General features: G+C 35.8%; 17 protein-coding genes. 3 read left to right on the top strand and 14 right to left on the bottom strand.

The annotated features are described in order from the left end of the window. Window positions 1-130: 130 nt before the first annotated feature. The 4 genes from pepF to NTZ27_07970 form a co-directional block, all read right to left on the bottom strand. Complete coding sequence (gene pepF, locus NTZ27_07955; GenBank protein MCX6174665.1) at window positions 131-2,014, bottom strand: oligoendopeptidase F; 1,884 nt, start codon at window positions 2,012-2,014, stop codon at window positions 131-133. 91 nt (window positions 2,015-2,105) lie between these two features. Continuing rightward, window positions 2,106-4,082 carry an oligopeptide transporter, OPT family gene (locus tag NTZ27_07960; GenBank protein MCX6174666.1) on the bottom strand — a complete coding sequence of 659 codons (1,977 nt, stop codon included), beginning with the start codon at window positions 4,080-4,082 and terminating at the stop codon, window positions 2,106-2,108. 69 nt (window positions 4,083-4,151) lie between these two features. Further along, window positions 4,152-6,956, bottom strand: a complete 2,805-nt coding sequence (locus NTZ27_07965) for a S8 family serine peptidase (protein ID MCX6174667.1) — start codon at window positions 6,954-6,956, stop codon at window positions 4,152-4,154. A gap of 72 nt (window positions 6,957-7,028) precedes the next feature. Beyond that, window positions 7,029-7,793, bottom strand: a complete 765-nt coding sequence (locus NTZ27_07970) for a hypothetical protein (protein ID MCX6174668.1) — start codon at window positions 7,791-7,793, stop codon at window positions 7,029-7,031. Between the two features lie 186 nt (window positions 7,794-7,979). On the opposite strand from NTZ27_07970, the gene NTZ27_07975 reads away from it, so the two are divergent. Continuing rightward, window positions 7,980-8,561 carry an SIS domain-containing protein gene (locus NTZ27_07975; protein MCX6174669.1) on the top strand — a complete coding sequence of 194 codons (582 nt, stop codon included), beginning with the start codon at window positions 7,980-7,982 and terminating at the stop codon, window positions 8,559-8,561. A gap of 45 nt (window positions 8,562-8,606) precedes the next feature. Continuing rightward, a complete protein-coding gene (locus NTZ27_07980; GenBank protein ID MCX6174670.1) occupies window positions 8,607-11,090 on the top strand; it encodes an aconitate hydratase in 2,484 nt (827 codons plus the stop codon). A gap of 59 nt (window positions 11,091-11,149) precedes the next feature. On the opposite strand, the gene NTZ27_07985 is transcribed toward NTZ27_07980, so the two are convergent. The 6 genes from NTZ27_07985 to NTZ27_08010 all read right to left on the bottom strand — a co-directional run bounded on the left by NTZ27_07985 (window position 11,150) and on the right by NTZ27_08010 (window position 18,146). Next, window positions 11,150-11,716 carry a DUF192 domain-containing protein gene (locus NTZ27_07985; GenBank protein MCX6174671.1) on the bottom strand — a complete coding sequence of 189 codons (567 nt, stop codon included), beginning with the start codon at window positions 11,714-11,716 and terminating at the stop codon, window positions 11,150-11,152. An 81-nt stretch (window positions 11,717-11,797) separates the two neighbouring features. Then, a complete protein-coding gene (locus tag NTZ27_07990; GenBank protein MCX6174672.1) occupies window positions 11,798-13,540 on the bottom strand; it encodes a family 10 glycosylhydrolase in 1,743 nt (580 codons plus the stop codon). 12 nt (window positions 13,541-13,552) lie between these two features. Then, on the bottom strand, window positions 13,553-14,647 hold the full coding sequence (aroB, locus tag NTZ27_07995; protein MCX6174673.1) for a 3-dehydroquinate synthase: 1,095 nt from the start codon (window positions 14,645-14,647) through the stop codon (window positions 13,553-13,555). Further along, entirely contained in the window at window positions 14,634-15,185 is a 552-nt protein-coding gene (locus NTZ27_08000) for a shikimate kinase (protein MCX6174674.1), read from the bottom strand. Before NTZ27_08000 ends, aroB begins: the two co-directional genes overlap by 14 nt. A 92-nt stretch (window positions 15,186-15,277) precedes the next feature. Further along, on the bottom strand, window positions 15,278-15,979 hold the full coding sequence (locus NTZ27_08005; protein ID MCX6174675.1) for a hypothetical protein: 702 nt from the start codon (window positions 15,977-15,979) through the stop codon (window positions 15,278-15,280). Between the two features lie 82 nt (window positions 15,980-16,061). Continuing rightward, complete coding sequence (locus NTZ27_08010; GenBank protein MCX6174676.1) at window positions 16,062-18,146, bottom strand: peptidylprolyl isomerase; 2,085 nt, start codon at window positions 18,144-18,146, stop codon at window positions 16,062-16,064. Between the two features lie 283 nt (window positions 18,147-18,429). Here NTZ27_08010 and NTZ27_08015 point away from each other — a divergent pair, with 283 nt between their 5' ends. Then, window positions 18,430-19,773 carry an MFS transporter gene (locus NTZ27_08015; protein MCX6174677.1) on the top strand — a complete coding sequence of 448 codons (1,344 nt, stop codon included), beginning with the start codon at window positions 18,430-18,432 and terminating at the stop codon, window positions 19,771-19,773. Between the two features lie 5 nt (window positions 19,774-19,778). On the opposite strand, the gene NTZ27_08020 is transcribed toward NTZ27_08015, so the two are convergent. From NTZ27_08020 to NTZ27_08035, 4 genes are all read right to left on the bottom strand, one after another. Next, window positions 19,779-19,976, bottom strand: coding sequence for a hypothetical protein (locus NTZ27_08020; protein ID MCX6174678.1), 198 nt, complete (start codon window positions 19,974-19,976; stop codon window positions 19,779-19,781). Between the two features lie 133 nt (window positions 19,977-20,109). Continuing rightward, window positions 20,110-20,592 carry a pantetheine-phosphate adenylyltransferase gene (coaD, locus tag NTZ27_08025; GenBank protein MCX6174679.1) on the bottom strand — a complete coding sequence of 161 codons (483 nt, stop codon included), beginning with the start codon at window positions 20,590-20,592 and terminating at the stop codon, window positions 20,110-20,112. A gap of 80 nt (window positions 20,593-20,672) precedes the next feature. Continuing rightward, window positions 20,673-21,215, bottom strand: coding sequence for a 16S rRNA (guanine(966)-N(2))-methyltransferase RsmD (gene rsmD / locus NTZ27_08030; GenBank protein MCX6174680.1), 543 nt, complete (start codon window positions 21,213-21,215; stop codon window positions 20,673-20,675). Then, window positions 21,215-22,129, bottom strand: coding sequence for a hypothetical protein (locus NTZ27_08035; GenBank protein MCX6174681.1), 915 nt, complete (start codon window positions 22,127-22,129; stop codon window positions 21,215-21,217). The genes rsmD and NTZ27_08035 overlap by 1 nt, the downstream gene beginning before the upstream one ends. Between the last annotated feature and the right edge of the window lie 25 nt (window positions 22,130-22,154).

Genomic DNA, 22,154 nt, shown 5'->3' on the forward strand with positions numbered 1-22,154 from the left:
GTTAAATTAAGAAAGATTTTTTTAAGAATGCGAAACGAACCATTGTGTCGTCAAGGACCATTCCTTGACGTAAAGAGAAGTAATGCGGTCAAGGTATAGACCTTGACCGCCGAGAAAGGATTCAATTAAATTATTTCTTCTTGCTAATTATCTCTTCAATCTGATCCATAACTTTATTCATTTTAGCAATCGTCAAATCGAATGCTTCGGAAGATAACGGATCTATCCCGGCTTTCTTGATAAGCTCAATCGGATAATCAGAACTACCGCCTTTTAAGATATTGTAAAACTTATCAACTGCGGGCTGTCCTTCTTTAACAATCTTCTCTGCAAATGCAGTTGCATAAATAAGCGAAGTTGAATATTGATACACGTAATAAGTATAATTAACAAAATGAGGTATGTAAGCCCACTCGTAAGCGATATAAGGATCAACAACACATGCACCAAGATCATTTCCGTAATAATTTTTTACAATATCAAAATAGATCTTGCTTATGCTTTCCCCGGTGAGCGGTTCTCCGTTTTCAATTTTTTTATGAAGCTCTAATTCAAATTCCGCGAATTGTGTCTGACGGAAGATTGTTCCTTTCAGTAAATCCAAATAAGAACCGAGCAAGTATAATTTTTCATCATCTGTTTTTACTTTCTTCACCATATAATTATTCAGCAAAGTTTCGTTGATTGTAGAAGCAATCTCCGCAACAAACGTTGCATACTGAGCATCAACAAAAGGTTGGCTCTTATTGGAAAAATAACTGTGCATTGTGTGCCCAAGTTCGTGAGCAAGTGTAGAAACAGATTCATAATCATCGGTCCAATTCATCAGGATGTAAGGATGATAATCATAAGCGGAACCGGATGAATAAGCTCCGCTTCTTTTTCCAACTGTTGAAGCGTAATCAATCCATCTTTCATTAAAAGCTCTCTTAACTGTTGAAACGTATTCTTCTCCCATCGGTTTGAAAACATCCAGAATAAGATTCTGTCCTTCATCAACTGTAAACTTAAAATCAACCGACTTAACGAGAGGCGGATATAAATCATAATAATGAAGCTGATCAACGCCTAACATTTTAGCTTTTAGTTTTAGAAATCTATGAAGTGTCGGCAGATTTTTGTGAATCTGAGAAACAAGATTTTCATAAACCGAAACTGGAATTTTGTTTGCATTGAGAGAAGCTTCTAGAACAGTATTGTACTTTCTGTTCTTTGAGAAAAAATAATCTGCCCTTATTTTACCTGCCAGATTTGAACCAATTGTATTTTGAAATTTCTGATAATTTTCAAATACTGCTTTCATAACTTTTTCGCGGTCTTCTCTTACCTGTGACGCTCTATATTTAGTATATGCCGCAGAACTCAATTCAACTTCCTCTCCGGTTGATAGCTTGATTTTAGGATTTGGTTTTTCTGCATTATCAAAAATTCCGTAAACTTCTCCGGGGGTTGTAGTAATTAATCCCGCACTTGCAAGAATTTGTTCTTCGCTTGCATTTAAAGTATGCTCTCGTAGTCTTAGAATATCATCAACAAAGAATTTAAATTCTTTTAACTCTTTCTTCTCATTAAAAAAGTTTTTGATTTTATCCTGCGGTAAGCTTAATAGTTCAGGACTTAAATACGAAGAAGCTTCACCAAATTGTGTTCCCAAAGTATTTGTTATTTGAGTTAATGATTGATTCCCGCTATTGCGAAGGTCTTCATCACTAACTCTGTTTGCATAATCTGACAATTTGTAAAAGCTTTTGTACACATCAAAGTAAAGACGGAGAGCGTTGTAAAAAGTATTAGCGTTGTCTCCAAGCTTACCTTTATACTCGGATATTTTTTTTATTTGTGTCACGATGGCTTGTTTATCTTTCTGCCATTCACCAATATTTTTATATAAAACTGAATTATCCCACTTCAATTTTTCCGGAACATCTTTACGTTCCAGATTCTGAGCAAATGTAGATTCTGATGCCATTGTAACCGCCAATAAAATTGTTAAAAAAATAAAAAATAGTTTCATGGTTTTCTCTCAATTTAATTCGTAAATGATCTTGAGGGTTTTCAATTAGAAAGACCTTGAGGATTAAACGAAAATCCTCAAGGTTAATTAATTATTCTTTCTTTGCTCTCATCGAATCCCAAATTGTGTAAAGACATAACAAGCAGAACATAACAAAAGATAAAACTTCCGCAGAATTTGATTCGAACCATTCTTTCATTAACCAATTAGCTCCGAATGATCTGATAATTACAGAAACAACACCCATCAATGCCCCGCCGGCTATAAATCCGGATGCAATTAGTGTTCCTCTTTCTCTGCGTGAATTGTTTAATGCTTCATCTTTACTTCTTGTTGAAACGTAATAGGAAATTAATCCGCCGACTAATAACGGAGTATTTATTTCTTGCGGCAAATACATTCCTAAAGCAAATGCAAGAACAGGAACTTTGATCACTGCTAAGATTAAAGCAATGCAGGCACCTGCAATGTATAACATCCATGGCGCCGGTTGATTTGACATCAACGGTTGTATTATGGCTGCCATAGCATTTGCTTGCGGTGCAGGTAATCCGCCGCTGGCAAATCCATAAATTCTATCCAACAAAGAAATTATCCAAACTACAGTTGCAGCAGAAACAATAACACCGACAAATTTCCATCTTTCCTGTTTATGCGGTGATGAACCAAGCCAGTAACCAATTTTCAAATCTGTAACGAATGACCCTGCAACTGATAACGCCGTGCAAACAACTCCGCCAATGATCAGCGCCGAGACCATTCCGGTTGGTCCGGAAAGTCCGACTGAAACTAAAATTATTGATGAGAGAACTAATGTCATCAATGTCATTCCGGAGACAGGATTATTTCCTGTAATTGCAATAGCATTAGCAGCAACAGTTGTAAATAGGAATGACATAATCATTACAATCAATAATCCAATAAATGCGTGAAGCAAATTGCTAACAACACCAAATAAGAAAAAGATAAATATTGCAATTGCGGTAACGATTGTTCCGATAACAATTATTTTCATTGACAAATCGCGTTGTGTGCGGATTGTTGTACTTTCAATTACTTTACCGCCAAAAATTTCTTTAACAGCTAAAGAAAACGCAGAACGAATTACTTTGGATGACCGCACAATTCCAATAAAACCAGCCATAGCAATAGCGCCAATACCAATATGACGGACATAATTTTTAAAAATCAATTCTGCCGACATATCTTTTACAAGAAGAGTTACACCAGAGCCGATAGTTACTGTGAGGTCATTGCCGAAATAAGAAATTAGCGGAACAAAAACGAAGTATGATAAGAAAGAACCCGCAACAATTATTGTTGAATACTTCAGACCAATTACATATCCCAAACCAACAACTGCCGCACTCGTATTCAATCTAAAAACCATTTTATATTTATCGGCTATCATTTCTCCAACGCCAACGACACGGGAAGTAAATACTTCCGCCCAGGAACCGAATGTTGCAACAAGAAAATCATAAATACCGCCAATCAAACCGGCAGAAACTAAAACGAGAGCTTGATTTCCGCCTTTTTCACCCGCAACTAAAATTTCTGTTGTAGCGGTTCCTTCCGGGAATGGAAGTTTGCCGTGCATTTCGGAAACAAAATATTTTCTGAACGGAACTAAAAATAAAATTCCTAAAAATCCGCCGAAGAGCGACGCAAAAAACATTTGAAAAAATGTTGCCTGCAATCCAAGAATATAAATTCCGGGTAATGTAAAAATTGCGCCTGCTACAACCGCGCCGGAAGAAGAACCGATAGATTGAATAATTACATTCTGTCCCATGCCGTTTTTCTTTCCGAGTATATTTGTTAACCCGACTGCAAGTATCGCAATTGGAATTGCTGCTTCAAATACTTGTCCGACTTTTAAGCCAAGATAGGCTGCAGCGGCAGAAAATAGAACTGCCATTACCAATCCGGTGAAAAGCGAATATGATGTAACCTCTGGAAAATCAATATGCGGTGACATTATTGGTTTGTAATCTTCACCTGGTTTAAGTTCAGTATAAGCGTTTGTTGGAAGACCATTTGTTTGGGGAGTTTCTTGTGTAGACATTCAATTATCTCCTATTAGACAATTCGAGATTTATTTGTTGTTCTTAATCTTACTCTAACTTAAACTGTATCAGAACGCAAACAACAGAGGCATTTCAAATTCTGTTTTGTCCGTTCGTGTCGATTTGAATTCAATCTTTCCGCTGAACTTTGAATCAGCCGGTATTACGCAATCCGGTTTCTTAAAATCCAAGGAGACGGTTTGATTTACCATCGGGTAAAATGTTAACGAACCGCTTTTGAATTTTACTGGAGAATGATTTTCCAGTTTTGTTACCTCGCTAATTTTCACGTCCATTTTCCCCGCAGCGTTAGCATAAGCAGGAATAAGAACTAGTCTTAGTTTTGTTAAATCACTTTTAAAATTATTATCGATTGAGATCTCGCCGGTGCGGTTGCTCAATCCTCCGGCAGACAAAGTTTTTCCGGATGAATCGGAAACAACATAAGTAAAATCCGTAACCTTGTTAAAATCTTCTTTACTTATTTCGACATTAAATGTTTTCGATGTCTCTCCTTTTTTAAGCACGAACGGAATATCATAAGTCTTAACACTATCCATGTGAACTTCGTATTCTTTCTGGTAACCCGAAATCTCTCCGCTTACATTATAAGTGCAAACTTTATCAAAAATGTTCTCTAGTTGTATTGAATGATTCTTTTCGCCGAGCAAATCTTCATCCATGCGTTTAATACCGTCAACTTCCGCTAGTAAGTTAAAAATTGAATTCGCTTTCGAATTGAAATTCCCAAGTACAACAAGTTCATAAACTCCGGACTCAAGATTTGTTAAATAACGGTCAACAAAATCTTCCGTTCCTTGAGCATTAAAAATTCCAAACATCTGCGCGGTTCCGTTGGGATCGTGAACGATAAAGCGGGCTGAAGCGAATTTATTTTCTTCAGCAGAAAATCTTAAATGAAGAACCGATGAGCCGTAAGGAACTTCAAGAAAATATCTTTTGAGAATTCCAGGTGCGAGTTCTTGATCTTCGCCAATTATCGAATAATCATTTTGACTATTGAACTGGTACGGGATTACAACAGTCGCCATCATCTCGAACTCTGGATAGTTGGATTGATCCGCGCGTGTGGCGTAAATCATTCCATTGTAAAGACCGGGCTCAGTCATTTTTGACCGATCAAGTTTAACATTAACAAATCCGTTTTGATCGTTTCTCAGATGAAGTTTTCTCTGTGTCGGAATCAGCCAATCGCTGTCGCTCTTGATGCTGTAGATTCTGTAAAATTTATCTTGCTTCAAAAAATTGTTTCGTTTGATTGTAAAAGTGAAACTATCCGTGCTTTTTATATACGCTCCGTTACGGATATATAAATTTTGCGCTTGCTGTTTCGGCATGTTCGGAGCGAAGGATGTGGTTGTGTAAGTTTCAAATTTTCCGATCTCTCCAGCTTTGATATACTTAGCCAACAATTCATATGCCTTTGCTGCATTGATGTACCCGCCGCCTTGGTCTAGATGAGTATAGCCTGAAAGTTTTGTAGCGCTTTCCCTAATCACCTTAAATAGGAACGGAGCTGGAATTTTAACATCCGGGAAATCAACTTTCGCTGCGCTTAACAACAACGATACAACTCCGGCTGAATACGGAGAAGCCATACTTGTTCCCCAAGACACATCACCGCCTGCATAATTAGGAATAGTTGAAACAGCTGCACCCGGAGAAATGATATCGGGTTTTCTAACTTCGCCCCCGCGAGAACTGAAATGAAGTATGATATCTTTTCCTGTCATTGCACCGTAAAGATCATTTCCAACTTCTTCAGCCAGCGCAGCACCCGAAGAGAGAACGGCGTAAGAAGATGCAGGCAATCCCGCAGTTGAAATTCCGGGTCCGTCGTTACCGTTGGAAGTGCAAATGTAGAGATAAGGATTCTTCGCGGTTAAATCCTCAAGGAATTTTTCCATATCAGCTTGGTCTTCGATCTCAGAACCGATACCAAAACTCATCGTAACGATGCACGGTTCTTTTTTCTCTTTGGAAATTTTATCTGCATAGAGATAAGCGTTCTTCATACTCTCGGTTACAGTAGCGCCGCCGGGATAATTATTATTGCCAATTTTCAAACCGATTAGATTAGCGCCCGGTGCAACACCGTTAAGTTGTTGCTCTCCAATTTTAAATCCAGCTGTAATTCCGCTGCAGTGAGTTCCGTGCCCGCCGTCATCAAAAAAGAATGAAACTCTCTTCTCCTCTGGGAAAATATTCACACCCATCGTAAAGCGCGGTAAACCTTTTGCGTTTGGAATTACAAACGAATCGAAATTTTCTTTGTAGTTCCTAAACGGTTTTTCATCTGAGAGATCGCCGTTCAAATTTGTATCAAGGTACAAAACCCAAAATTCTTTTCCATCTGTTTTAGTTTTGAATGTGACAAAATAAAATTGATCGTTCTCGGTACCGTTTCCGTTCACGTCTCTAACACCGGAATATGAGTTGAGCCATAATTTTTCCGGCAGCACACCGATGAAATATTTGTCGTCTTCCGGTTTATAAGAGAGTTTATCTACACCGGCAACCTTATATACGCCTTTTTCATCAACAAAATATTTTACGTTGTTCTCTTCCTTTATTTCTGCAGGAACAAAATTGATATCACCTTCACCGGTGAAATCCTGAACGTCGATAACTTTTACCTGATCAGTTGAGGTTCTCTTTAATCCGTCTATTCCCATATCAAGACCGGTATCCAAAACAAAAATTATCGTTCCTCTTCCATCATACTGCGGATATTTCTTTAAGAAATCTTCAACGCCGGTATTCTTTAATGATAAGAACGTTTGTGTGTAATCTTGTGCCAATGCAAGACTGAAGGAACATAGTAGGACGAATAGAAATATTTTTATTTTCATGAATCACCTTTTAATTTTCATAAAGTTGTCCGTACAAAATTCGAATTATATTTTAATCGTTTCGGCATAAGCTCACACGCTATGCGGAATCATATAAACAGCAATCATAATTATTGCAGCAAGCAGAGCTGCGAGTTTTGCATTTTTGTTTTTCTTTATAAAATAAAAAGCGATCAGCCATGCAATAAAGGCAATCTGAGTTTTGTTGTCAGTTACATCAAGCCCAAATGGCCAGCCGCCCCAAACTTCTCCAAATGCAAATCCATTCATTGCAAAACCAAGAAGAAATCCGCCTATGAAAAGAAATACGACCGTCCATAATGCAAGTTTGTCAAGTTTAGGTTCTTTGTTGAAAAATTCCAACCCGGTGCGAGTTGAGAGCATCATTGCAAAAAACATTGCGAAGATATGAGGGATCAAAATCCAAATTGGTACATCATCTTTGAAACGAATAACTGCATGATTATCAGCCGGTATTTGAGCTGAGATTTGATCTTTGAAAAGTCTTATAAAATATTCAAGTTTGTGCAAACGCGGTTGTGCCGGCATTTCTGCTTTTAAAGTTCCTGTCCCCGTCATTTCAACTTCTGTAAATCCATTATTGAAATTTAATTTTTTAATGTATAAGACTCCATGAATGGAAGGATCACCGGTATTTATTTCCAACGCATAATTGGAAGATGAACTGTGACTTCGTTCCAGTTTGTAAGAAATTTCTTTACCATCAAAATTAATTTTTCCTGAGATTGGATACGAAGGACCGGTAACACGTTGATAGAATGCTGATATTAATGTTATAACTATTGCAAGGATCCAAAATAGAATTGTTCTTTTCATATGTTTTTCCTAGAATAATTTTTGAAAAGTTTAGTGCAACTTAGGAAATGTTGTCCTATTGGACAACGGAATTTTGATTCTAGATTTTAGATGCCAGATTCTAAATAACGGATCCTTTATGAACAAAGAACTTAGAGAATTACACCAAACTTTGTTATTTTTACTAATAAATGAACTGAGGAAATCTTGAACAAAGAAAAATTTATCGTGGATTCTCTAAAAGAGAGCTCAGAAGTAAAACTAAAGATGGAAAGTACATGCAAAGCTGAAATTCTTCTTGCTGTGCAAACACTTTCTCAAGCATACAAAAACAAGAAAAAATTATTGTTATGCGGTAACGGAGGAAGCGCGGCAGATTGCCAGCACATCGCTACTGAACTTATGATCAGATTAAATCATAATATTAATCGCCCCGCTCTTGCAGCAATTGCACTTACTACTGATACATCAAATCTAACAGCCGGTAGTAATGATATTGGATTCGAAAACGTTTTTGCTCGTAATGTTGAGGGGTTAGGAAACGAAGGAGATGTTTTGCTTGCAATATCAACAAGTGGAAATTCTCCCAACATTATTAGAGCAGTAGAAAAAGCTCACCAGAAAAAAATGTTCGTAATTGGTTTCCTCGGCGGTACCGGAGGAAAATTAAAAAGTTTGGTTGATTTACCCATAGTTATTCCATCCTCAAATATCCAACGCATTCAAGAAGGACACATTACACTTGCGCATATAATTTGTGAGTTGGTTGAGGTAGAATTATATAGTTAAAATTATTTTATTTTTTATTCAAAAAAATTATTAGCGGATTGTAAAATGACAGCAAATTTTGACATGATTCAAAAAAATTACGCGGGTTTCAAAGATAAAGTTGAAAATGCACGCCGAGTGGTTGGACGACCATTGACCTACGCAGAAAAAATTCTTTATGCACATCTTTGGGATCCTGCAATACGCGAACTGCAGCGCGGGAAAGAATTTGCAGATTTCGGACCCGATCGCGTAGCGATGCAGGATGCAACAGCTCAGATGGCGCTTCTTCAATTCATGCATGCAGGAAGAAAATCTACAGCGGTTCCGGCTACTGCTCACTGCGATCATTTAATCGTTGCTCAGACCGGTTCAAAGGAAGATCTTGAAAGAGCAATTGATGAGAACAAAGAAGTTTATGATTTCATTGAAAGTATTTCCAGAAAATACGGAGTGGGATTTTGGAAACCGGGTGCGGGAATAATTCATCAAGTGATTTTAGAAAATTATGCTTTCCCCGGCGGAATGATGATCGGTTCGGATTCCCATACACCAAATGCCGGCGGACTTGGAATGATTGCCATTGGTGTCGGTGGTGCCGATGTTGTTGATGTTATGGCTGGAATGCCGTGGGAATTAAAATGGCCAAAACTAATTGGCATTAAACTTACCGGAAGACTTTCGGGTTGGACTTCGCCTAAAGATGTAATTCTTAAAGTTGCAGGAATCCTTACCGTTAAAGGCGGAACGGGTTCGATCATAGAATATTTTGGTGAAGGAGCCGATTCAATTTCATGCACAGGAAAAGCAACGATATGCAACATGGGTGCAGAAGTTGGTGCAACTACTTCTCTTTTTGCTTATGATGAAAAAATGGCTGCTTACTTACGCAAAAGCGATCGTAGAGATGTTGCAGGTCTTTCAAAATATCTTGCCGATGAATTGAAAGCCGATGATGAAGTTTACGAGAATCCTGAAAAATACTTCGATCAAGTTATTGAAATCAATCTGAGCGAATTAGAAATGCATATTAACGGTCCGTTCACTCCGGATCTAGCATGGCCTATTTCAAAAATGAAAGATGCAGTAAAACAAAATAATTATCCTGATAACATCAGCGTTGCTCTAATCGGTAGTTGCACTAATTCAAGCTACGAAGATATTGACCGTTCAGCAAACATTGCAAGACAAGCTTTAGCAAAAGGATTGAAAGCTAAAGTACAATTCACAATTACACCCGGATCAGAACAAGTGCGTGCAACAATTCAACGGGACGGACAACTTCAATCATTAACTGCGATTGGCGGAATGGTTCTAGCAAATGCATGCGGACCATGTATTGGAATGTGGAAAAGATTGGATACAAAAACCGGAGAGCGCAATACAATTGTTACATCCTTCAACAGAAATTTTGCGAAGAGAAATGATAACAATCCGGAAACACTTGCGTTTGTTGCAAGTCCGGAATTAGTTACAGCTCTTGCAATTTCCGGAAGTCTTTCATTCAATCCGGTAACAGATTATTTAGTAAACGGGAGCGGCGAACAAGTAAAACTCGATCCTCCATTCGGTGATGAACTTCCTTCTCACGGTTTTGAAAAAGATACTGAAGGATTTATCGCTCCATCAGATGACGGATATAAAACAAAAATTATAATTGATCCGAAGAGTGAACGTCTGCAATTTATGGAACAATTCAAACCATGGGATAAAAAAGATTTTGTAGATCTTCCTTTACTGTTAAAAGTAAAAGGTAAGTGCACTACAGACCATATTTCACCGGCAGGTGCATGGCTCCGCTTCCGTGGTCATCTTGATAACATTTCAAGAAATATGTTCATTGGTGCAATCAATGCTTTTACAAATAAACCGGGCGAAGCTAAAAATCAATTCACCGGAGAATATAAACAAGTGCATGAAGTTGCGCGTGACTACAAAGCAACCGGTAACGGCTGGATTGTAGTTGGTGATGAAAATTACGGTGAAGGTTCATCACGTGAACACGCAGCGATGGAACCAAGATTCCTCGGCGGAAAAGCAATCATAACAAAAAGCTTTGCACGTATTCATGAAACTAATTTAAAGAAACAAGGAATGCTTCCACTTACTTTTGCAAATCCGGGCGATTACGATAAGATTCAAGAAGATGATAAATTAAGTTTAGTCGGATTAAACGAGTTCGCTCCGGAAAAACAATTGAAACTAATTGTTAAACACAGCGATGGTTCTGCTGATGAGATCATGCTAAATCATTCATTCAACACTGGACAAATAGAATGGTTCAAAGCGGGCGGCGCGTTGAATTTGATAGCTAAGAGTTTTCAGCGGTCAGCAGTCAGCAAGAAAAAAGTTAGTGAGAAGAAAAGAATAGTTGAGAAGCCAATTGCTAAGAAGAAACCGGTTGTGAAAAAATCTGTTGCTAAGAAAAAAGTAGTTAAGAAGAAAACGAAAAATGTGAAAGGTCAAAAAGCAAAGGTGAAAAGTAAAAGTTCGAAGAAAACAAAATTGGTTGTAAAGAAAAAAGTAGTTAAGAAAAAGTTAAAAAAATAATTATTACAAGATAGAAGCTAGAAATTCTAGCTTCTATTTTTTCACCTTTCACATTAAAATCAATTTCTTCTCCACACAATTTTGTCCCCATCTTTAATTCCAATTTTATCACAGTATCCGGCATTAACTTCTACAACATATTGAGCAGGCTTAACGGAAGGAAGTGATTTGTCATCATACGGTTTAGCGTTTTTTGCGATGTGAACAATTTCCATCTTTGAATTAACATAAATAATATCGAGCGGAAGAACTGTATTATGCATCCAAAATGCTTGCGGTGCCTCACTGTCAAAAATAAATAACATCCCTTGATTCTCACCCATCTTATCGCGGAACATTAATCCTGTTTGTCTTTGCTGTTCATCATCTGCAATTTCAATTTCTATCTGAGCGATTGAATCACCGTTGGGATTTGTGAATGAAAGATCACCTTCTTTTACAAATGAGTATGCTGTATTTTTGCCCACTGCTTTTTCCAGATCATTATTTTTAGATTCATTATTAACTAGTACGTTCGATAAGATGAAATATGCAATAAATGATATTAATACAACGACAACGGTAATCTGCATCCATAAATTTTTTCTGGATTGTTTTTTCGACAATTGAGTTTTGTTCTTCGACATTTGATTTGATCTATTAGTTAGTGGTTAAACTAATCAATGATTTTTAATGTTCCCGATTAATTATATATAACCGATTTAATTTTACAACTTCAACTCAACTTCTCTATTGGATGATCTAAAATTTATTTTTAATGATTGGTAGCCGGACAAATTTTTCCTGAGCGATAAAATATTTTTACCGGGTAAAACATTTTCAGCTAAAATAATTTCATTCTCTTTTCCTTTCGTTCCAAAGATTTCAATTTTTTCTTTTTCTTTTGTGAAGAGAAGAATCTTTGAGTTACCGTATTGATCTTTAAGTAATACCGGTTTTGCCAGAGTATCATCAAGTTGAGCAAGCGAATTTAACTCCGGAAATTTTATTTCTATTACGTTGGATGATTCAATACTCTCATTCCATAATTTACTAACCGATTTTAACGTGTAGTAATAATTAACTCGTCGCGGTCTATCTATTGCAAGTGTAACAGATGTTCTATCAGCCGGAATAACATCGAACAGATAATCCGGTAGAAGTTCTGAATTAGAATTTGGCAGACTGTACAAAGCAAAATAGCGGACGCTATCGCTTTGAGATTTCATTAATTGAAAATTCCAGCTTAGAGAAAATAAATTTTTATTTGTTTCGCTTTTTTTGAAATTCAATTCTGTTGGCGGATCCGGATATATTCCATCAAGCCACGTCATAGCAGCGGGATAAGTTTTGTACTGAAACGAATCGAATTCAACATCCTTAATATTTTGATAACGGAAAAATGCTACACCGCCGGCATTGATCGTGCGGGCGTATTGTATCATTGCATTAATTTCAGATTTTACGTTTGGTTTGTATGCTCCAATTCCAAGTATGATGCTTCTGCCAAAAGAATTTTCAGTCCATTCTTTTGCAACTAATCCGAAGCGCGGATTATCATCGAATCCCCAATAGATTTGCGGTGCTAAATAATCAACCAATCCGCGTTTAAGCCATTCACGGGAATCTTGATAAACTTCCGAATAGCCTTCCCAGCCAGCTATTCCATTTTCATTTTTAAAAATTCCGATCGGCGCTACACCAAGTTTTACAAAATGTTTTACTGCTTTGATTTTTTTATTAATAAGTTCAACAAGATTGGTTATGTTTTTTCTTCTATATTCATCGCGCGATAATCCTGTTCCGTGAACACTGTAAGAAAACTCATCTTCAAAATTTTTCCCCGGATAACGGATGAAATCAAGGTGAACTCCGTCCACATCATATTTCTCAACCATTTCTGCGATCATATCAGAAAGATATTCGCGAACTTCGGGAAGTCCGGGATCGAGCCAATAAGATTTTTGTCCGTCACGTACGTCTCCAATAACCCACTCCGGTTTACGTTTAGAAATATGATTTGGATTATTCAAAATATTTAATTCAGTTCCGCTGAAACATTTTATGCAATTGATCCAAGCATGAATTTCCAGTCCGCGTTTATGCGCCTGCTCGATTGCGAACTGAAGAGGATCGTAAGTTCCCTCCTGATCAACTTCGCCGGTTATGTATGGAGAGTAAGGGTCAAATGACGACTGGAACAAAACAGTTCCGTTAAAACCGGCTTGGAAAAAAACTGTGTTGAGATTTTTCGATTTGATATCATCGAGGATCTCCATGAGAGCTTGTTTTTGTTTTTCCTGGTCGAAAGTAGGAGGAGGCCAATCCAATCTGAAATTTGTTGCAACCCAAACGGCACGAGTTTCTCTTTCAGTTTGAGCAGTAATGCTTTGGAATGTAATTAACAAGAATATGAGAGGCAGTAGAAATGAAGAAAGGAATTTTATTTCTTTTAATTTATTTATACACATAGGAAGATTATGCTACTTTTTGAAATAACCGATTCCCTGTTGAATTGATTGAAGCACTTCACTTTCTTCAGCTTCAACGTCAACTAAAATTTCTCCGATCGAATTTACCAAAACAAATTTAATTTTATTATTGAGACTTTTTTTATCACGTTTCATAATTTCATAAATATGATCTGTATCAAAATTATTTATTGAAATATAATTTCTCAATAAAAGAGGAAGCTGTAAATATTCTTCAAATAGTTTTTTATCTAAGATCTCCATTCTCCGGGAAAGATCTAACGCGCAAACTAACCCGACTATAACAGCTTGTCCGTGTTTGATCCGGTAATTTTGTTCAATCTCAATGGCATGGGCAAATGTATGACCTAGATTTAAAATCTTTCGTAAGCTGCCCTCTCTTTCATCGGCAGCAACAATATCTCCCTTAAATGCGATACACGATTCAATAATTTTTGATGTGAATGAGGAATCAAGTTTGATCAGCTTAAATAAATTATTTCTCATTGCAACAAAAAATTTCTGATCTATTAAAAAAGCATATTTTAATATCTCCCCGATTCCGCAAATGATCTCTTCTTCCGGTAGGGTTTTCAAAAATCCAGTATCAATTAAAACAATTTCGGGCTGATAAAACGTTCCTATAATATTTTTTGTGTCGCTAAAATTAATCCCGGTTTTACCACCGATAGAACTATCAACAGCGGCAAGAAGGGTTGTAGGAATTTGTATGAACTGAATTCCTCTTGCAAATGTTGAAGCAACAAAACCGGCAATATCACCCGTTATTCCGCCGCCAATAGAAAGCATAAGAGTATCGCGCCCAAATTTTTGTGATATTAAATCGCTATACATTTTATCGGCAGACGAAAAACTTTTATTAGATTCATCAGATATAAATTCATGGATGAAGTACTTCCCGGGGAAATTTGAAACGAATCGGATTATTTTGGTCCTGTGTAACTCCAGAACTTTCCGGTCTATTACAATGAATAAATTCTTATTCGATTTCTTTGATAGAATAATTTTTTCCAACCGGTCGAATAAATGCTGTTCAATCAAGACGGAATATTCTTTGCCGGGTATATTAACTTCAACTTTTTTCATTAAAGAGAGCCATTATTTTATTTGCGGTTTTATCAACTGTTCTTCCGATCGGCTGCATATCTGTTTCAATGATAAGATCGGCTTTTTCATAATATTCTCTTCTCTTTTCCAAGAGTTCTTTTATCTTTTCCAGAAAATCTTCTTCGGATTTTTCGCCCAATACAAGATCTCTAAACAATGGGCGATCAATTTTATTTTTCAATCTTTTATATAAAGTATTTGCTGATACTTTTAAGTAAATAATCTTTCCTGTAGATTGCAAAAGATCAAAATTAATTTTATTTGTCATTGTACCGCCGCCAAGTGAAATTACAACACAATCTTTTTTTGAAAGATCTTCCAAAATTCCGTGTTCAACCTCGCGGAAGTATGATTCCCCTTCCTTTTCAAAGATCTCAACTATTGTCTGTTTTTCTTTTTCTTCAATTTCCTTATCTAGATCAAAAAACTCCATGCCAAGTACATTTGCAAGAATGGGACCAAGCGTACTTTTCCCGCTCGTCATAAATCCGGTAAGATAAATTCTCTTTTCGTTCATATAAATTGTTAATTACTAACATTTGATATATAATATAAAGAATACGGATGGATAATTTTAAAGAATGTTTTAGGAGAGGATAGAACAGATAACTATAAATTGATTACAGCGCCTATAGCAAATGTAATTCCATCAATATTAACTTTTGAAGTAAACTTTTCTGCCGGTAAAATAAATGATCTTCCATTATAGTTAACTGTTGTGCCGGAATATTTACTTTCCATTCCAAACTCCGGATCTCGAAACCGCATCTGTGTCCGGACTGATAAGAACTGATTAACTAAATAATCCATTCCGACAGACACCTGAATTCCATAGCCGATTTTTTTACTTTCGTTTGAAATAGACACATCTCCCAATTCACGAATCTGTTCGCCGATATATAACCCAAAACCTCCGCCCATATAAAATTTAAATCGTTCAGTTGAAAATGGAATTAAATAATATACCGATAATTCAATCGGAATCATTTTATAACCATCTTTCATTGATGCTCTAATTCCGCCAAGATTAATACTGTTATCGAAAGTTTTTTTTATTGATTCCGAACCTAAACCAAGAATAATAGATTCTGAAATTTGATAGCGGACATCTATAGAATAACTATAAATATCATCAAGAGTCTGATGTACTCCTCTCAATATCAGATCGGGAGAATCAGGCTGTAAAAAAAGTTGGGAAGTAGTTGTATAATTTAGATTAAATGAAATTCCAAAATCTTTTCCGTTTGCCTGTGCGGAAGAAATGATCGGTAGAATGGAAATGAGAAATAATATTTTTATCAATTTTGTCATAAAACTAAAGGGAAATTCAGAAATTACGGATTGAATTTAAAGTGTAAAAAAAAGCCGTGAACTAAGTCACGGCTTTTAATTTTTATCTGTAGAAGTGATATCTATTATCAACAATTTTCGATTCTTTCTTTAAGTCCTGAACCCACTGCCCAAAATAACTGCTCTTCTTAGTCTGAAGCATTTGTTTCTTGATCGTTGGTTTTTCGATCTCAAATGTTCCCTGATCAAATTTAACTCTATAATTTACTTTGATCAGATACGAACCTAGACTGCCTTTAACTGGTTGAGACCATTTATTCAATTCAGCTTCTAATGAATAATCAGAGAATGCAAATTCACGACCGATTCCGGGAATATTTCCGACAGATGTAAATTCTGCAGTTGTATCAACTTTAGCCGCTGCCCAAATTGATTTTGCAACTGACGCATCTCCTACATCACTCATTTTTAAACGAATGTCTTTAGCGACTGATAATGATTTTTCAAGTTTCTTTTCTTTTAAGACCAAATTTTTGATTTGTGCTTTTACATCATCAAACTTTTTCAATCCGGGTTTTATAACATCGGAAACCATAGCTGCAACATATCCTGCTTGAACTCTGAAAACATCGCTTATCTCACCGACACTGTTTTCAAAAGCAAATTTAACAAGCGCTTGATTAACTCCTATACCAGGCAAAGCTTGTGATTCTTCATTGAATGACGGAGTTTCAATAACGCTATACTTCATTAACTTTGCTTCGGATTCAAATCCGTCTTTCTTAGCTATGAATGCAAAATCTTGAGCATCTGTATAAAGTTTATCAGAGGTTGAAGCTGAAATTTGAATTTTGTTTACGATCTTTTCCAAAACCAAATCTTCGTTAGAACGATCAATTACTTTTATAATATGATAACCGAACTGAGATTTAATTGGTTTTTGAATTACACCAATCTTGCCGTTGAATGAAGCGTCTTCAAACGGTTTAACCATTTGACCCCGTCCAAACCATCCAAGATCTCCGCCTTGAAACTTACTTCCGTCATCTGATTTTTCTTTAGCAACTGTTGCAAAGTCCGCACCTTTCATTAACTGATTATAAATATCATTTGCTTTTTGAAGATCGGCTTTATCATTTCCGGTTGTTTTAATTAAAATATGCGAAGCCCTAACTTGTTCTTTCTTCGATTTCACTTTACCAATAACTTTGTAAACAACATAACCTTCAAATGTATTATAGGGACCAAGAACAGAACCCGTTTTAGCTTTTACCAAAACATCTCTTACTTGCGGTACAAGAGTTGAAAGTTGAACTGTATCTTTTGAGTATGGCCGTTCGGAATAGAGCTCAACATATTTCTTAAATGATGCAGTGTCGTTCTTTAGTTTAGTAACGATTGATTCGAGATTTTTTTTGATACTTAAAGAATCATCTTTAGAAGCAAGTTTATTGAATAGAACATATTTTATTTTTCTTTCGGCTACTTGTTTAAAATCTTCTGCATGCTCATCATAATATTTTTTCAATTCATCATCGCTTACTTTAACATCAGTATCCGGTATTGCATTTAGATCAATCCAAACATAATTAGCTTTCATTTTAATATTCTGTTTGATGAATTGATCTTTAGCTTCCCCATCACTTACAAAAACAGAAGCGGAAACATAATTTTGTAATTTTTGCTGGATCAATTGTTCTTTGATCTGTTCTTCAACAGTAATTACAATTTGTTTATTACGGGGATCTCTTAACGCTGTCTCATAAAGTTGACGATTAAAGTTACCTGTAGAATCGGTAAATTGTTGTCTGAGTTGAGCAGGTGGATTTGGACCAAGAAGCGTTTCTCTAACTTCATTATCAGTAACGACAATTCCAAATTCCTGAACTTTTTTATTTATTAATTTCAGAGTTACAAGTCTATCCCAAACCTGATCTCTAAAATAATCCATTTGAGATTCATCAATGGTTTGGCCGCCTTGTTCTTGTTGTTTTTTAAAATTATCTACCGTAGCGGAATATTCTTGATAAGTAATATCCTCACCATCAACAGAGCCTACATTTTGCTTTGATGAACGCAAAAAATCTGTAACTTTTGAATCAGATAGAACCATGAATAGAACAAAAATACCACCTACCGTAAGCATAAACCAAGGAGCTAAACTTCTCATCCGTGCCATCATCGGCATAAAAACAACCTCCGCTTTAGAAATAGTAAAATTTTAGGCGGTTAATTTAGAAACACAGCGTCTCAAATGCAATTTTTGTTTATCGAACAAATTTCTGGCTAAATAATTGAAAATTCATTTGCGTCTACGGCGAGTGCCTACTAATTTGTCCAGCGACTTTTGAAAATTTATTTTTTAGTTACATTTTACTTTCATAAAAGATGAAAAATTTTGAAATACTAAAAGTTATAACGTCTTCTTATTTGAAAGTTCAACATCACAATAAATAATAACCTGGATTATTATGATTAAGAAATTAATCAACTTCTTTCAGCCCGATTTGCCAATACCCAGAGAAACTGGCAAAACAAAAATTGATAAAAACTATAAAAAATATCGCTGGTCAGTTTTTTTATCTTCAACAATAGGGTATTCAATTTATTACATCTGTCGTCTGAGTATCAACGTCATAAAAAAACCGATTATTGATGAAGGTCTTTTGACGGAAACTCAACTCGGCATAATAGGTTCAGCATTGTTTTTTTCTTATGCAGCGGGAAAATTAGTGAATGGATTTATTGCTGATCACATTAACATACGGCGTTTCATGGCAATAGGATTATTTGTCTCCGCAATTGTTAACCTAATTCTTGGCTTTCAATCATTGTTTTTTATCTTTATAATTTTATGGGGTATCAACGGGTGGTTCCAATCAATTGGTTCTACTACAAGTGTGGTTGGTTTAGTTAGATGGTTCAGCAAAAAAGAAAGAGGAACATATTACGGATTAGGTAGTTCGGGCTTGAGCATAGGAGAAGTATTTACATTTATTGTTACATCCTTAATAGTTACGGCGGCAGGTTGGAGATTTGGTTTTTGGAGTTCCGGAATTATTGGATTATTTGGAGCTTTCCTGGTATTTAAATTTTTCCATGACACCCCCGAAAGCAAAGGATTAATGCCGATAGCTGAATATAAAAATGACTACGAAGAAAAACCTACAAAAGAAAATTCCGTTACTTCACTTCAGTTTGGATTATTGAAAAATCCGGCGATCTGGATTTTAGCTTTATCAAGTTTGTTCATTTATGTTGTGCGGTATTCAATTAACAGCTGGGGAATGTTGTTTCTTCAAACACAAAAAAGTTATTCCTCTTTAGAAGCAAGTTCTATTATCTCCGTCAGTTCTATTTTCGGTTTGGTTGGTACAATGTCTTCCGGTTTGATTTCAGATAAATTATTTAAGGCAAGAAGAAATATTCCGGCATTGATTTTTGGAATTTTGAATGCAGCAGCTTTAACAGTTTTTTTATTAAATCCTAAAAGCCATCCGTGGATTGATATTGTCAGTATGGTTTTTTTCGGATTGTCGATCGGCGTGCTGGTCTGTTACCTGGGCGGATTGATGGCAATTGATATCTCACCGAAAAAAGCATCTGGTGCAGTAATGGGATTAATGGGCGTTGCCAGTTATGTAGGTGCCGGTATTCAGGACATTGTCAGCGGGTATTTGATGGGACATAACAAAATTGTTGTTAATGGAATCAGCACTTATGATTTCACACTTATAAATCTTTTCTGGATTGGTTCCTCTATTTTATCTTGCTTGTTGGTCTTATTTGTTTGGAATGCAAAAACAAACAAATAAAATAATTAAGAGCTTAACTGTTTCCCGTTCGTCCAGAGTTTGTTTACTGCTCTTATTAATATTATTCCGCTAACAATAAAAACTGCAAGAAGTATTAATGCATAATTAATTCTTCCGTACAGAAAATTACCAATTGTAAAAAGTGCAGACCAGATTACAATACATCCGGAAAACCAATATGTAAATATGTAGAGACGTTGCACGCAACGTCTCTACCAAGCGGAACTTATTTTTATCAGTTACGTACTGGGAGTTTTGTTGACACCAAAAAATTTGTGTTGATTAAGTGACAAAAGAATATATTAAGAAAAAAAGTCCCAAAGTAAGTTGGACTTATTATTTATGCGGAAATTTCAATTTAAGTTTTTCGACAACAATCGGCGGAACGAATTCGGAAATATCGCCGTGAAATTGTGCAAGGTTACGCACTATTGTTGAATTTAGATAAGTATATTTTGCATGCGGCATCAAAAGAATTGTTGTAATCTCTCCGGCAAGTTTACGGTTCATCAATGCCATTTGGAATTCATATTCGAAATCACTTATAGCACGAAGTCCGCGAATAATTCCTATGGCATTTAATTTTCTTGCATGATCAACAACCAAACCGTCAAATGAATCAACAACAACTTTTTTCAAATCCTTAAAACTTTCCTTCAGCATTTCTACTCGTTCGTCAACAGTAAAGAGAACTGTCTTGCCGGGATTCTTGGCTACTGTTACAATTACCTGATCAAACAGTTCTACAGCACGACTAACAATATCAATATGACCATTGGTTACGGGGTCGAATGTTCCGGGATAAATTACTTTAGCCATGATAATTCTCTGATTTTGTTGTTGATAAAATATAATTCTTTAGATTCAATAAAAAATCATTTGATATAAGTAATTTTGCATTAACAGAATTGATAGATCAAACTATCGCCCAATCGTTTGAACGGTTCAATATTAAAAGCTTCTTGATCCTCTTTCTTAGTTTGAACCGATCTTTCTACAATCATTAATCCATCTTCATTAAGAAATTTTTTTTCTAAAATATTTTTAACCACAGAATAAATATCGTTCTTAAAAAACGGCGGATCGGCAAGTATCAGATCATATTGTTCGTGATCAGTTATTTTTGAAAACCGAACTGCATCCATCCGAAATATTTTACATGAATCACCCGCATCAAGAGAATCAATATTTTCATTCAGCATTTTAGAAACATGAAAATCCTTTTCAACAAAATGGACAACCTCAGCACCGCGGCTTAATGCTTCTAATCCAAGCGAACCTGATCCGGCGTAGATATCGCAAACTTTAATTCCGTCAAAATCTATTGAGTGAACTAAATAATTAAATATTGATTCTTTTATCTTATCAGTTGTAGGACGAACCAATTTTGAATTTGGGAATTTAATTGTTCTTCCTTTGAACTTGCCGGCTATGATTCTCATCAGACAATTCTAATTGCTATGCCCGTAGCGGCGGTGAATGAATTGTTTTTGAATTTATAGAGCGGATTGTTTAGCAAACTTTCTTCCGCTTTTAATCTTTCAAACGGATTAACTTTATGCAGCGGAAGGCCAAAGAAATTTTTTAGTTTGCTCTCAAACTCTCCGGTCACATCTTGTCCGTAAAGCAGTATTTTTTTGAAATCACCCAATGATAAATTGAACTCATTCAATTTATTTACTGCTGATGTTAATTCATCGAACATATTCGGTGCTTCGGGATCCAAAACCTTAAAATAGAACGGAAACACTCCGTCTAATGCTGATAAGGAAGAATATTTCGAATCAATATAAATACTGAGAGAAATTTCATTTGCAGTTTTAGGTTTATCTAAATATAAAAAAGCGTTCGATGCAAGATGAACGTTATCAATATATTTTAGTTCGAGAGAATTTTGAATACAAAATTTATTGATGGCAGTTATTAAGTTCTTATCAATTGCAAAAATGATTGCTCTTTTTTCAGTACGAATCGTACTTTTATCAACTTCGACGTGCTGAATATAAAAATTGTCTTTATCGCATTGGGGAAAGAGTACGGATATTTCCCAACGGAAGTGTTCGTTCAAATCTTTTTTTACAAGCGATTCTTCGTAGGGGATTTCAAAAATTTTGAAAAAATTATTCGGGAGTGCAAATGATATATTTTTTGAACTTAATTTTTTTTTCTTTGTAATCTTAATATATGATTCATTCAAAATCGTAATAATCTTGCTTTCGTTCAGATCGGGAGTTAAACTTTCGAAGTGAACCGCCTGTTCAACGTTCTCTAAAAAAAATGAATCCTCTTTATAGCAGATTTCAACAAGCTGCAGTTTTGATTCCGTTAAATTTATTCCTGCATGATTATTAAACATTGATCTCTTTTTCTTTTAAAATTAT

The organism is Ignavibacteriales bacterium, from assembly GCA_026390775.1.
GTDB lineage: Bacteria > Bacteroidota > Ignavibacteria > Ignavibacteriales > Melioribacteraceae > Fen-1258.